This is a genomic window from Xanthomonas sp. NCPPB 3569 (genome assembly GCF_041475645.2).
Taxonomy (GTDB): domain Bacteria; phylum Pseudomonadota; class Gammaproteobacteria; order Xanthomonadales; family Xanthomonadaceae; genus Xanthomonas; species Xanthomonas phaseoli.
On sequence record NZ_CM192969.1, the window covers coordinates 3,812,375 to 3,825,471 of the forward strand.

9 protein-coding genes are annotated in these 13,097 nt (G+C 63.9%); 5 read left to right on the forward strand and 4 right to left on the reverse strand.

Annotation, left to right across the window (positions count from 1 at the left end; genetic code table 11):
* Nucleotides 1-72: 72 nt before the first annotated feature.
* From ACCQ03_RS16520 to ACCQ03_RS16540, 5 genes are all read left to right on the forward strand, one after another.
* Nucleotides 73-396, forward strand: a complete 324-nt coding sequence (locus tag ACCQ03_RS16520) for a hypothetical protein (protein ID WP_057679455.1) — start codon at nucleotides 73-75, stop codon at nucleotides 394-396.
* A gap of 31 nt (nucleotides 397-427) precedes the next feature.
* Nucleotides 428-1,141: a fumarylacetoacetate hydrolase family protein gene (locus tag ACCQ03_RS16525; protein WP_150146807.1), complete on the forward strand. Its 714-nt coding sequence runs from the start codon at nucleotides 428-430 to the stop codon at nucleotides 1,139-1,141.
* 60 nt (nucleotides 1,142-1,201) lie between these two features.
* Nucleotides 1,202-1,633, forward strand: coding sequence for a large-conductance mechanosensitive channel protein MscL (mscL, locus tag ACCQ03_RS16530; RefSeq protein WP_003487203.1), 432 nt, complete (start codon nucleotides 1,202-1,204; stop codon nucleotides 1,631-1,633).
* A 123-nt stretch (nucleotides 1,634-1,756) separates the two neighbouring features.
* Nucleotides 1,757-3,175: a M28 family peptidase gene (locus ACCQ03_RS16535; protein WP_057679453.1), complete on the forward strand. Its 1,419-nt coding sequence runs from the start codon at nucleotides 1,757-1,759 to the stop codon at nucleotides 3,173-3,175.
* A 304-nt stretch (nucleotides 3,176-3,479) separates the two neighbouring features.
* Complete coding sequence (locus ACCQ03_RS16540) at nucleotides 3,480-4,532, forward strand: LacI family DNA-binding transcriptional regulator (protein WP_150146810.1); 1,053 nt, start codon at nucleotides 3,480-3,482, stop codon at nucleotides 4,530-4,532.
* A 34-nt stretch (nucleotides 4,533-4,566) separates the two neighbouring features.
* On the opposite strand, the gene ACCQ03_RS16545 is transcribed toward ACCQ03_RS16540, so the two are convergent.
* The 4 genes from ACCQ03_RS16545 to ACCQ03_RS16560 all read right to left on the reverse strand — a co-directional run bounded on the left by ACCQ03_RS16545 (nucleotide 4,567) and on the right by ACCQ03_RS16560 (nucleotide 12,924).
* Nucleotides 4,567-5,607: a cytochrome P450 gene (locus ACCQ03_RS16545; RefSeq protein WP_209225867.1), complete on the reverse strand. Its 1,041-nt coding sequence runs from the start codon at nucleotides 5,605-5,607 to the stop codon at nucleotides 4,567-4,569.
* A gap of 149 nt (nucleotides 5,608-5,756) precedes the next feature.
* On the reverse strand, nucleotides 5,757-5,846 hold the full coding sequence (locus tag ACCQ03_RS16550; protein WP_244664033.1) for a tryptorubin family RiPP precursor: 90 nt from the start codon (nucleotides 5,844-5,846) through the stop codon (nucleotides 5,757-5,759).
* Between the two features lie 528 nt (nucleotides 5,847-6,374).
* Entirely contained in the window at nucleotides 6,375-9,311 is a 2,937-nt protein-coding gene (locus ACCQ03_RS16555; RefSeq protein ID WP_057677743.1) for a TonB-dependent receptor, read from the reverse strand.
* A 142-nt stretch (nucleotides 9,312-9,453) separates the two neighbouring features.
* Nucleotides 9,454-12,924, reverse strand: coding sequence for a glycosyl hydrolase 2 galactose-binding domain-containing protein (locus ACCQ03_RS16560; protein WP_209225865.1), 3,471 nt, complete (start codon nucleotides 12,922-12,924; stop codon nucleotides 9,454-9,456).
* Between the last annotated feature and the right edge of the window lie 173 nt (nucleotides 12,925-13,097).

The window sequence follows — 13,097 nt, forward strand, 5'->3', positions numbered from 1 at the left end:
TGCGCAGCAGGTGCCGGGGTGTGGTCGACGCCCGCATCGATGATGATTTGATTCCAGCAAGCCACACGTGGCGTGCGCTGGCTTGCCGCGCGTTGGGCAGTGCCACAGCGCCGGGTGGCGCGCTGCACTGATGGGTCAGACGCACATCGCTGCATCGAGCACCAGTTCATCGCCCTGCGCGCACTTTTGGTCGACACCGCATCAATGCGCAATGCGCTCGCATCGAATGCCGGCGGCGCGCTGCAGGGTCTGTGGTGGGTCCGCAATCGTCTGGTTGTCCCCGTGGCCATTCACGCGTCGATGCAGCTGTCTGACGCCTTGCAGCGCTGCCAGCCCCGCCGTGTCGTGCACTGGATGCAAGCGTCACGGTTCCGTCGTACACAGGCAAGCCGCTAGACTCGTGTGCCCGTATGTTGAGGATGCGTGCATGACCCACGATGTGATTCCCGCCGCCGATGTTCCGCGCATTCCAGTGGTGGGCGGCGGCAGTTTCCCGGTGCACCGCATCTACTGCGTGGGGCGCAACTTTGCCGACCATGCGCGCGAGATGGGCGCCACCGCACCCGCCTCCAAGGCCGAGCGTGGCCAGCCGACCTTTTTCATGAAGCCTGCCGATGCCATCGTGGTCGGCCACGGCGACCACATTCCCTACCCGCCCGGCACCAAGGAACTGCACCATGAGGTGGAACTGGTGGTGGCGCTGGGCAGCGATGCGCCGGCCGGCGAGTTGCCGGTGGAACAGGCAGAAGTGTTGATCTACGGCTACGGCGTGGGCCTGGATCTGACCCGTCGCGATCTGCAGGCCGCTGCCAAGGCCAAGGGCCTGCCGTGGGATATCGCAAAGGGCTTCGATCACTCCGCGCCGATCAGCGAGCTGGTGCATGCCGGCGAAGTCGGCGCGCTGGAGGCGCTGAATCTGTCGCTGGAGGTCAATGGCCAGGTGCGGCAGCAGTCGTTGCTGGATCAAATGATCTGGAACGTGCCGGAGATCCTGCACGAGTTGTCCAAACTCTATGCACTGCGCGCGGGCGATCTGATCTTCATGGGCACGCCGGCCGGCGTCGGCCCGTTGCTGCCGGGCGACCAGTTCAGTGCGCGCCTGGAGAACGTCGCCGAGCGCCACGGCATCATCGCCGGCTGACATCGGGGCAGCTACGATCGGGCTGCGGCAGTTGGTCCGCGACCGCAGTTGGAGTGCACTATGGGAATGGTCAGCGAATTCAAGCAATTCGCAATGCGCGGCAATGTCATCGACCTGGCGGTCGGTGTGGTCATCGGTGCGGCGTTCGGCAAGATCGTCACCGCGCTGGTGGAGAAAATCATCATGCCGCCGATCGGTTGGGCCATCGGCAATGTGGATTTTTCGCGCCTGGCGTGGGTACTCAAGCCGGCCGGCGTCGATGCCACCGGCAAGGAAATCCCGGCCGTTGCCATTGGCTACGGCGATTTCATCAACACCGTCGTGCAGTTCCTGATCATCGCCTTCGCGATCTTCCTGGTGGTCAAGTTGATCAACCGCGTGACCCATCGCAAGCCCGATGCCCCGAAGGGCCCGAGCGAAGAAGTGCTGTTGCTGCGCGAGATTCGCGACGCGCTCAAGAACGACACGCTCAAGCCGCCGGGCGCGCTGTAAGCGGGCACAACCAACTGATGCATCTTGGGGCGCAACTTCGCGAAGAAGAATGACCTTTCGCACGCAGACGGGGGACCTTGCGCTGATAAGCTCGGGGTCCCCTTGTCGTTGGAGCCGCCCTGCATGCGTCGTCTCGCTGTTGCCATCTCTGCCCTACTCGCCTGCTCCTGCGCGCTCGCCGCGCAGACCAGCATCCCCGACAGCGCATTGCGTACCGCAGCGCAGTTGCGCGAGCAGGCGCTGGCCGACAGCACCGGCTTTGCGGTGGTCCAATCGTTGACCACCGAAGTGGGCCCGCGTATTGCCGGTGGCGAAGCAGACCCGCGTGCGGTGGCCTGGGCCAAGGCGAAATTCGCTTCGCTGGGTTTCGACAAGGTATGGACCGAGCCGGTGACCTTTCCCAAATGGGAGCGTCGCAGCGAACACGCTGCCGTGCTCGGTGCGCATGCGCAGCCGCTGACCATCACCGCATTGGGCGGCAGCCCGGGCGGCACCGTCGAGGGCGAGGTGGTGCGTTTCGATACGTTGGCTGCGTTGCAGGCCGCGCCAGCCGGCTCGCTGGCCGGCAAGATCGCATTCGTCGATTACCAGATGGTCAAGGCGCGCGACGGCAAGGATTACGGCAATGGCGGCGCCGTGCGCAGCAAGGGGCCGTCCGAAGCGATACGCAAGGGTGCAGTGGGATTTGTCATGCGCTCGGCCGGTACCGATTCGCACCGCGTGCCGCATACCGGCATCACCCGTTTCGATGAGGGCCTGACCCCGGTGCCGGCTGCAGCGCTGTCGGTGCCCGATGCAAACCAGCTCGCGCGGCTCACCGCGCTGGGCAGCACGCGCCTGCGCCTGACGCTGGATTGCGGCTGGGACGGCACGGCGACCTCATACAACGTGATCGGCGAGATCACCGGGCGCAGCAAGCCCAAGGAAGTGGTGGTGATCGGCGGGCATCTGGATTCGTGGGATCTGGGCACCGGCGCCATCGACGACGGCGCCGGCGTGGCGATCACCATGGCGGCAGGCCACCTGATCGGCCAACTCAAGCAGCCACCCAAGCGCAGCATCCGTGTGGTGGCCTTCGCCAACGAAGAGCAGGGGCTGTATGGCGGCAAGGCGTATGCCGCCGCGCACGGCACCGATGCCAAGGACATGGCACTGCACCAGATCGGCGCGGAAAGCGACTTCGGCGCCGGGCGCATCTATGCGTTCAACACCGGTGCGGCCGCACCGGAAGACTCGCGTGCAGCGACCAAGCAGATTGCCGAGGTGCTGGCACCATTGGGCATCGCGTATGAACCGGGCAAGGGTGGCCCCGGGCCGGATGTCGGGCCGATTTCCGCCAAGGGTGGCGCCTGGGGGTGGCTGGCGCAGGATGGCACCGACTACTTCGACCTGCACCACACCGCCGACGACACGCTGGACAAGATCGACCCCAAGGCGCTCGCGCAGAACGTGGCCGCCTACACCGTGTTCGCGTATCTCGCCGCAGAAGCCGATGGCGATTTCGGCAGCCGCGCGAAGAGCGTGCAACCGCCGAGCGAGTGAGTGGCGAGGACGACGCGGCGCATGCGCCGAATGCTGGATCTGGCAGTGCTTCGCCGATCTTCGTGCGCCAGGCGCATGCAGGAATTGCACAATGCCTGGCGCTGCTGCTTGCGCAAATCGGCGCGTTCGTCTGGCGAGTGCGCAGTTGCGATGAAGCGGCTGCCACTGCGCGCGGTGTCTTCCGCGCGACCTGCAGCCTTCGCCGGTACTGAACAAGGTGATTGGTCGGTTGCTTTCCGTGGTCGCTTTACACGTCGAACCGGTAGCGCGCGCAGTCGCTCTTACTCCAGGATGAGCACACACAATGGTGGCCAAGCGGCAACGCAGTGCGAACAATGCGGCGACGTTGTTGGATGTCGCCAAACACGCCGGCGTCTCGCCGATGACCGCTTCGCGTGTGATCAACCGTCACCCGCATGTGGGCGAAGCGATGCGCGCGCGCGTGGAGGCCTCGGTACAGGCATTGGGCTACCGGCCCAATCTGGCCGGCCGTTCGTTGCGCACCAGCGGGCTGCTGCGTATCGGCGTGCTGTATAGCAACCCGAGCGCGGCATATCTCAATCAATTCATGCTCGGCCTGCTCGAGCAAAGCAGCCTCACCGGCAGCCAGGTCATGGTGGAAAAGTGCGGTGCCATCCGCAGCCAGCGTGCGGCCACCGAGCGTCTGCTCGCAGCCGGGGTCGATGGGGTGATCCTGCCGCCGCCGCTGTGCGACTCGCGCCAGACCATCACCGAACTCGATGCGCGCGGCATTCCGGTCGTGGCGGTGGCCAGCGGCGCACCGATGGCGCAAATCAGCTCGGTGCGGATCGACGACTACCAGGCTGCACGCGCCATCGTCGACCACCTGATCGAGCTCGGGCATCGTCGCATCGCGTTGATCAAAGGCGACCCGAAACACACCCCGAGCGCGCTGCGCGCCAATGGCTATCTCGACAGCCTGCACGCTGCCGGCGTGTCGGTCGCAGAGGGTTTGATCGCCGAGGGCCTGTTCACCTATCACTCCGGGTTACTCGCCGCGCGCAGCCTGTTGGCGCAGCCGCAACCACCCACCGCGATCTTCTGCAGCAACGACGACATGGCGGCCGCAGCGGTGGCGGTCGCACACGGACTGGGCTTGCGCGTGCCCGAAGATGTCTCCATCGCCGGCTTCGACGATACGCCGGTGGCCACCACCATCTGGCCAGAACTCACCACCGTGCATCAACCCGTCACCGCGATGGGGCGCGCTGCTGTGTCACTGCTGGCCGACGCGGTCCGTCAACGCCGCAAGGGCGACACCGCACCCGGCGTGCATCAGGTGATGAAGTACACGCTGGTCAAGCGCGGCTCGACGGCAGGACCGCCGAAGACATAGCGCCACAGCGCGCAGCGACCAGGCGAGCGATTGGCTAATGACGCACGACATCGACCTGTGCAACGCCCAGCAGGCCCGTCAACGGAACCACCGCCTTGCGTTGCTTGGGGTCAGCAGCCAAGCCCTGGCTGCGCAGCGCATCCAACAAGCGCTCAGCCAGTGGCATCACCATGTGACGCCCCCAACAGCGCTCGGACGCGTGCCCAAACGGCAAATAGCCAGGGTGATTGTCCGGATCGAGGTGATCCCAGCGCTCTGGCCGGAATGCCTCCGGCGCCTCCCAAAGCGCTGGATCGCGGTGACTCAGCAATGGCAGTACCAGTACATCGTCGTGGCTGCCGATGCGGCCATCGAGCGCAGGATATTCCGGCGATGCGTGACGCAGAATGTTCCATGATGGCGGCAGCAGCCGCAGCGATTCGTAGACGATATGACGGCTGGACACCGCCGGGTCGAAGGGGGATCCCAGCCATAGCTCATTGGCCACCAGTGTCGAAATGGTGAAGCACACCGGTGCTGCCGTGCGTCGGTACAGGCCCATGGCGTAGCGGCGCTCGTCGTAGCTGCCGGCTGCTGCGGTCAACGTGGCCAGGGCCGAGGCGTTGTGCTGCGGCTTGAGCGATATTGCAGCACCGGCAGCGATGACAGCCCAGGTCAACTTAGGCGTCAGCTCTAGAATACGATCCATCAACAGACGCAATCGCAGCGGGTCCCCGGCCAACAAAAGATCACGTAGATAGACGTGACCAACGTGTGGCCATGGTCCGGATAAATCCAGTTCTGCCGACACAGGACGCTTCAACGCTTCGCGTACATCGCGCCCGATGGCCTGCATCAGTTTTGAAGCATCGGTGCGCGGGATTGAACGCCCATGCAGCGGTTTAAAGGTGGGCCGCTCCACCTCGGTTGCTGCGCGCGCGTCAAGCAATCGGTGCGTCAGCACCGGGCCCGCGACGCCCACGGTCTCCGCATCCAGTCGAAACACTTCCTTGCCGACGTACTCGTCCAACAGCGCCTGCAAGCGCGGTGCGAACACCGTCGCCCTGGCAAACGCGTCGGCGCTGGATCCGGGCATGCGTCTCTCCTATCCCGTTTTGCCCGCGTCCGGCAAACGCGACGCCTCGCGCGGGCAAGATGCTACAGACACCACATCACGGCGAAGGCTGCGCCCACGTGGCGCAGCCACCGGTACCACGAACGACAGGATCTTTCTTCGAACGACTGTCAGTACCAGATATACCAGGCGTAGGACTTGAGACTCTTCCGAGAGGCCAGCATGTGCTTGATCGAAAAAAGTATCTTTATGAGCGACATCCTGCTGCAAGGACGGATTGCCCTTTCGGGGGATTTGACGGATCAATGATCGACAGTTACTTGGGCGCGAGGCGTAATGGTTGGGCTCGCCAGGCGGACGTTACGCTGGGTCGACAGACCATGCAACGGCAGAAACTTGCGCATGTGCACAGATCCATCGACGGCCCGGTGCATCTCGGTTCCGCATCGTTTTGAGACTAAAAAGTTCGCAAGCGCCCCGTTGAAAAACGGCGGCCGAACGGCACTACTCCATCCGCGGCAAGTCGACCGAGGATACGCTCGGCAACGCAACGGCATGAGTGCGCAGACGCCCACGCAATCACACAAAAAAACGGCCACATCGCTTCCCGACGATGTAGCCGAATGGGAGGGTATTCGACGTCGCCGCCGAACGTACTGCAGCGCCGTATCAAACGGCGACGGGAAGAGCGCGCAATGACCGCTTGGAGAGGAACGAGGAGAACCGCATGTGCGGCACGGCGCGCGTACACCATGCCGCACAGCAGCGTCTTGCATCAGTGCATGGCATCAAAAGCGCAAACGCAGACCCGCGTAGTAGCGACGTTCGAAGATGTTCTGGTCGAAGTAGTGATTGGTCCACTGCGCGTAACGGCGTTCGCTTTCGCCGGTCAGGTTGGTGGCCTGGGCGTACAAGGTCAGGTGATCGTTGACGTCGTAGCTCAACGATGCGTCCAGGTAACCGACGTCATCGTTCCAGATCGCCAGCTCGTCACCCCATGCAGAACTGTTGACCTGGCTGAAGCGCTTGCTGCGCCAGTTGTAGGCTACGCGCGCCTGCAGCTTGTCCTTCTGATACCACAGCACCGCGTTGGCCTGGTGCTTGGAGTTGTCGCCGATCGGCAGCGTGTTGCCGTCGATATCGGTGTTGTCGGTATCGGCATCGGAGAAGGTGTAGTTGATGTTGGTCCCGAAGCCGCTCAGCCAGCCCGGCAGGAAATCGAAGGCCTGCTGGTAGCCGATTTCGAAGCCCTTGATCTTGCCGCCGCCGCCATTGACGATGCGCTCGACCGGACCACCCGCGCGCACGACGCCATCGGCATCGGGCAAGGGCTCGATATTGGTGACGGTGGTGGGAAACGACTTCACATCGATCAGGAACGCACCCACGCTGATCAACGAGGCGTCGGCGAAATACCATTCCCACGAGGCGTTGTAGTTGGTGGCGCGGTACGGATCCAGATCCGGATTGCCCGAACGGCCATTGAGGAACAGCACCGCATCCGATGGCAGCGACGGGTTACGCGGCGGTGTGCCATTCACCGCGTAGAAGCTCACCAGACCACGGCCCAGATCGGGCAGGTCCTGACGCGCAACCGCCTTGTTGTAGGCGAAACGCAGCTTCTGCGCGTCGGTGATGTCCAGCGACAGATTCGCGCTGGGCAGCACATCGGTGTACTGGCGATTCAGACGGTTGGTACCGATCGCAGGGCTGACGCCATTCCATTCGACATTGCCGATATAGACATTGCCGCTGCTCAGGTACTGGTCGATCGCCAGCTTGGTCTGCACGATGCGTGCACCGATGTTGGCTGTCCACGGCACGCGCGTGCCGGTACCGCCTTCCAGGTTGGCCATGAAATAGGCCGAGCTGGTTTTTTCGGTGACCTGGTAGGAATCGGCTGCCTGCTGATACGCCACGTTGCCCGGATACAGGCTGTTGAGATAAGCAACCGGGTCCTTCATCGCCTGCGGGTTGATTGCAGGCAGACCCTGGCTACCCAGGCCGGTGACCTTGAGCGGATCGAAGTCGTTGAAATACGCCCAATAACCGGGAATCGAATTGAACGGCAGCAAGCGCGCCTCGGACACGCCGCTGCAGGTATCCACGATCAGCGGATCCTTGTAGTAGTACAGCGAACGGTTCGGATCGGCGCAGCTGGACGACACCGGCGACAGATACCGATAGGTATCGAGCTTGAAATCGCGTTCGCCATAGCGAATACCGAACTGGAAGCCGCGCACAACGCCCTCGTCGAACTCGAAAGTGCCATCGGCGCGGAACGCGTCCATCTTTGCCTCGATCTTGTTGCCCTGCGCCCAGGTGGACATCAGCTGCCAGTTGTCTGGATTGGACACATCGGTCGCAAGGTTGACCGCCGGATAGGTGCCGCGGAAATCCACTGATGCATCCACCGTGGGCAGGCCATTGACGTTGGCCCACTGGGTCACGCCGCCGGCACGTGGAATCTGGTCGCCGCGAGTCACCGCTGCATCGGCACGCGCTTCGTCGTAGGTGCGCTGCGCATCGCCATGCACCCAGCGGAACGAAGCACGGAACGGCCCGCCGTCGTCGTAGCGCAATTCCAGATTGGTGTTGAGCGCATCCGAATCAGCCACCCCGGCCATCGAGTGCGCCTGGAAGCGGTTGTAGCGAAAATTGCCGTACTCCAGCACGCCATTGGGATCGACGACCGACCCCGGCTGCAACTGATTGGTCGCCCAACCGGTATGCAATTGCGCGGCTACCGAGGTGTCGTGGTCTTCCAGCTTGGTGTAGGCCGCGTCCGCCAGCACCGTCCACGCATCGTTGATGTTGAACTGGAACGAGCCGTTGAGGCCGGTGCGCTGGCGATCGGTGCTGCGGTTATCCAGCTCGGTGGCGACCCAATTGTAGAAATAGTCACGCGGCAGGTTGCCCGGATCGGTGTTGTTGCCGATACGTCCATCGCCGTTGAAGTCGAAGCCGACATTCTGTTCGGTGGATTTCTGCGCGCCGTTGGAATACACGCTGGGGTGCTTGTTTTCCAGCGTGGCATCCGAATACGACACCGCCAGCAACGCGCCCCAACGCGCGGTACGGAAACTGGCCAATCCCGAATACAACGCGTTGGCTTTCTGCACGCGGTCGCCGTACGAGCCTTCGGCCTGACCGCTGAAAGTCCAGCCTTCCGGCAGATCGAACGGACGCCGCGTCTTCAGCGAGACGGTGCCGCTGATGCCGCCATCCAGATCGGCGGCAGTAGGCGACTTGATCACATCCACGCCACTGAACAACGTGGGCGGAATATCCACGAAATCCGGCTGCGCGCGGCCGATGTTCGGCTGGCCATACTGATCGCCGCCACCGGCACTCAAGTACAGCTCACCGTTCATGGTGGTCTGCACCTGCGGCATGCCACGGATATTGAGCTGCGAACCTTCGCCGGCCGAGCGCCGGATCTGCACGCCAGGCACGCGCTGCAGGGAATCGGTGATGGTGACGTCGGGCAATTTGCCGATGTCTTCGGCAGAAATCGAATCGATGATCTGCGCGGCGCTGCGCTTGTTCTCGATGGCCTCGGCCTGCGCGCCGCGCACGCCCTTGACCATTACCTTGTCCAGTTCGGTGACGCCTGCAGTGGTGGCGGTGTCCTGTGCGCTTGCGCCGCCGGCAAGCAGGGTGAGCGCAGCCGCGAGTGCGGCCGCCAATGGGGTGTGGCGGGTATTCGAATGCAGTTTGTTCATGGTCCCCTCCCAGGGATGACGACACTCCACGACCGGTTCGACTGACATTGCCGGCACGGCAATGCGGTATTGGCTGACGGCACCAGGCGGTGCGTCAGTGCAAGCGCCGTGCACGACACGGCGCGGCAACACGCAGACCTCGCTACGGAGAACCGTTGGCAACGCCTGTGGATGGTTCGGCATTCCAGCCACGCAATTGCAGCGTGGCGTTGCGCAAGGTGGCAGCGGACGGGCCGCGAATTTCCACCACGCGCTCTTCGCCTGGCACCAGGCTGAGGTAGTTGTCGCTGTAATAGGCCGGCAGGATGCGCTGGCCTTGTCCATCCACCAGGGTCAGCTTGGTATTGAGGGCCACCTGCTGCGACGGGTTGCGGACGGTGGCGCGCAGCACGGCCTCCTCGTTGCCCTGCTGCACTTGCGTGGTGAGCTGTAACGGCACCTTTGCGAGCGCCTCCAGCCCACGCATCGCCACCGCATCGCGCGCCACCCAGTAGAAGTTGCGCGAGCGCACCACTGCATCGCGATCGAGCAACTGCAGCCGCACAAAGCCCAACCCGTTGGTGTCCTTCAGCAACGGTGCCAACTGCAGCACGGGTGCCGACACCGCCACCGCCGCGGCATCCAGTGCCTGTTCGCGCTGTTGCAGCAGCCTGCCGTCGTTGGCGTACACCTGTGCACGTACACGCAATCCACGCACCGCAGTGGAAGCATTGTTGACCACCACCACCTCATGCCCGGGCAGATTCATCTGCACATGCAGCGTCTCGGCGGCGTTGCGCACGCCGTAATACGCGGAGTGGGTGTCGTAGTCATGGCTATACACCTGCCACATGTTGCTCGGCCACGCCGGATGGCTCATCCACAGCAGGCGACCGCTATTCTTGCTCCACAACTGCGCGTTGAAGCCTTCGAAGATGGCGCGGTGGGTTTCGTAATTGAGCAGCTGCGCCTTGCGCTCGAAATCGGCCAGGCTGGTCGGTGCGCCCAGCTTGTCGGTCAGCGTGCGCATGAAACTCGTGGTATCGCCGTTACCGGACTGATGCCAGTCGTGGTACGCCCAGGCATCGCTGATCGGCCATTGGTCGTCAACTGCCGGTACTGAAGCCTTGAACGACTCCAGCGTGGAGAACGATGGCGTGCCTACCTCCACCGAGAAACCCTGCGCCAACTTGTTGAAGTACGCCACCGGCTCGCGATAGTTGTACGGCCCACTGCCCTGCAAATTGATCTCGTTGGAACTGCCGGTGTACCAGCGCGTGCCGTCGAGTTCGGCGACCAGCTTGTCCAGGCCTTCATTCAGGATGGGGGCCGGCACGCCTTCGTTGCGCCCGAACCACAACACGATGGACGGATGATTGCGGAAGCGCTTGATCACCTCGGCCGCGTTGTCCAGGAACAACGCCGCGTCGGCCGGTTCCATGTTGTAGTTCTGCGTGGACTGCCAGAAATCGTTGAGCACCAACATGCCGTATTCGTCGGCCAGCTCGAAGAAGCTTGCTTCGGTGTTCTGCCCGACCCAGTTGCGCACCACATTGAAGTGCGCATCGCGCTGCAGGCGGAAGTACGGCTCCAGCCGCTCACGCGAAACGCGCTTGCGCCAATCGTCCATGCCCCAGTTACCGCCCTTCACCGCAATGCGCACACCGTTGATGCGAATGACCAGATGCGGGGCCAGCGTGGAATCGTCCAGCTGTTGCACTGCCGGCGAGCCCAGCGCACCGGGATACAGCGACTGCGCGTTACCACCGGGTACCGGCCGAATCGCCGCATGGCGTACATCGACGATGCGTTCGCCACGCTGGCGGGCCTGGTTGAGATCGACCAGCACACGGCGCAATGCGCCATCGTCGTCGAATAACGAAAGTTCGTAAGTCACCTCGCGAATACCGAAGCGCAGCTGCTGCGCATCCGAGCGCGCGCCTGCCACATCGACGCCCACTTGCAGCGTGTACAGCGCAGGCTCGCCGTAGCCGTTAGGCCACCACAGCCGCGGGTTGAGAAGGCGCAACTGCGGCGTATCGCCTGCGGTGAACTTCAGCGTACTGCCGCCGGCCGGCACCGTGACCTGGCGCTGGATGGTCACATCGCCGAAGGCCAACTGCACGCTGCCCTGCACTGCGGCAGGCGTGTCGTTGCGCAGCGGCACGTTGATTTCCAGTTCGGCGCGTCGATGGTCCGGCGCCAAGCGCGCGGTCACCACCTGGATGTCGCCAAGTGCGAGCGGTCCGCTGGCGTGCAACTGCACGTCCTGCCACAGACCGGCATTGCGGTCGCGCACTGCGGGAATCCAGTCCCACCCCTCGCTGGCGATGAAGGTCGGACCATCCAAGGCCTGCATGCCGCCGTTTTCGCCGACGCCTGCACTCATCGATTGTTCGTGCGCAATGCCCGGATGCGGTGGCGGCGATACCCGTACCGCAATGACGTTGCGACCTGGCGTGAGCTGCTTGCTGACATCGAAACGACCGCGCGCGAATGCGCCGCGGGTGTGCCCGACCTGCACGCCGTTGACCCAGATGTCGCCTGCGTAGTTGATGCCGTTGAACAACAGCTCCAGACGCTTGCCTTGCGCGGCGGCAGGCAGGTCGAAACTGCTGCGGTACCACCAGTCCTGACGGCTCAGCGCTTCGGGAATGGCCATGTTGTTGAGGCCGATGTCCGGATCCGGATACACGCCACGGTCGACCAGCGTGGTGAGCACGGTGCCCGGCACGGTCGCCACACGCCACGCCGCGTTGCCGGTCGTGTCATCGCGGCGCGACAGCGTGGCGCCGGTCGCTTGACCAAGCTCGGGTGCTGCGGCCAGTTGCCATGCCCCCACACGCCAGGATGCGGCATCCAGCGATTGCAGCGCAGGCGCATCCGGGACTGGTTGTGCAACCGGCGCCGAGAACGCGGCGCTACTGCGCGGCAGCGTTGCAGCCGGCTGCGGCGCAAGCTGGCCGGCCATCTGCTTGGTCTGCACGCGCCAGCCTGGCGATGCGTCTTCGAACCGTTGCAGCGCCGGATCCGGCGCGTTTGCGGCGAGCCGTGCAATGGCCTGTGCATCCAGTGCGCCCGCCTGTGCGGTAAAGCCCGCGATATCGCCGCCGAAGTGCTGCGTATACGCCGCAGCTTGCTGGTGTGGACCGAACACCAGCGTCGGCGCGACGGCCGCCCGCTGCACACGACCGCTGGCGACCTTGCGGCCGTTGGCGTACAGGGTCAGGCGTTCGCCCTGGGCAACTGCGGCCACCTGCGTCCAGCTGTCTGCACGCAAGGCCTGCGTACTGCGCAGAACATTGTCGGCGCCCTGCGCAAAACCAAGCGTGCCGCCATCGATCACGAAGTAGCGGCCGGCCCCTTGCGGATCGCCGATGCCCGCTATCAATGCGGTACCTGTGATCGAACGTGATGGGCGCACCCATCCGAAGACGCTCCAGTCCGCATCGGCAGACAACCACGGCGTCTGGGCGGCGAGTTTCTTGGTCAGCGCAACGCCACCGGCAAGCACGCGCACGTCATACGGACCGGGCGGATCGTCGGCTGGCGCTGCCTCCACTGCAGTCCAACCCATGCAAGCACACAACAACCACAGCGCTCCGCGGCGGAACGCCCTGCGAACCATCAGCATTAGAGGCCTCTCCCAAGCTCTACTGCCACACAACGGTGCACACCGCTTCGATGCAATCGGCAACCCGTCGTGCAGACGTTCTGCGTCATGACCTCCGTGATGCCGCCCGTGGCTGCCGCCCCTGTTTCAGCGGCCATGGCGCGAGGTAACGTTACCCCAGCTGGATATCGACA

Excerpts from the sequence above, each read along its gene's own strand:
- ACCQ03_RS16535 (WP_057679453.1), top strand. The coding sequence starts at position 1,757 with ATGCGTCGTCTCGCTGTTGCCATCTCTGCCCTACTCGCCTGCTCCTGC.
- ACCQ03_RS16525 (WP_150146807.1), top strand. The coding sequence starts at position 428 with ATGACCCACGATGTGATTCCCGCCGCCGATGTTCCGCGCATTCCAGTG.
- ACCQ03_RS16555 (WP_057677743.1), bottom strand. The coding sequence starts at position 9,311 with ATGAACAAACTGCATTCGAATACCCGCCACACCCCATTGGCGGCCGCA.
- ACCQ03_RS16545 (WP_209225867.1), bottom strand. The coding sequence starts at position 5,607 with ATGCCCGGATCCAGCGCCGACGCGTTTGCCAGGGCGACGGTGTTCGCA.
- ACCQ03_RS16540 (WP_150146810.1), top strand. The coding sequence starts at position 3,480 with ATGGTGGCCAAGCGGCAACGCAGTGCGAACAATGCGGCGACGTTGTTG.
- ACCQ03_RS16560 (WP_209225865.1), bottom strand. The coding sequence starts at position 12,924 with ATGCTGATGGTTCGCAGGGCGTTCCGCCGCGGAGCGCTGTGGTTGTTG.
- ACCQ03_RS16550 (WP_244664033.1), bottom strand. The coding sequence starts at position 5,846 with ATGTCGCTCATAAAGATACTTTTTTCGATCAAGCACATGCTGGCCTCT.
- mscL (WP_003487203.1), top strand. The coding sequence starts at position 1,202 with ATGGGAATGGTCAGCGAATTCAAGCAATTCGCAATGCGCGGCAATGTC.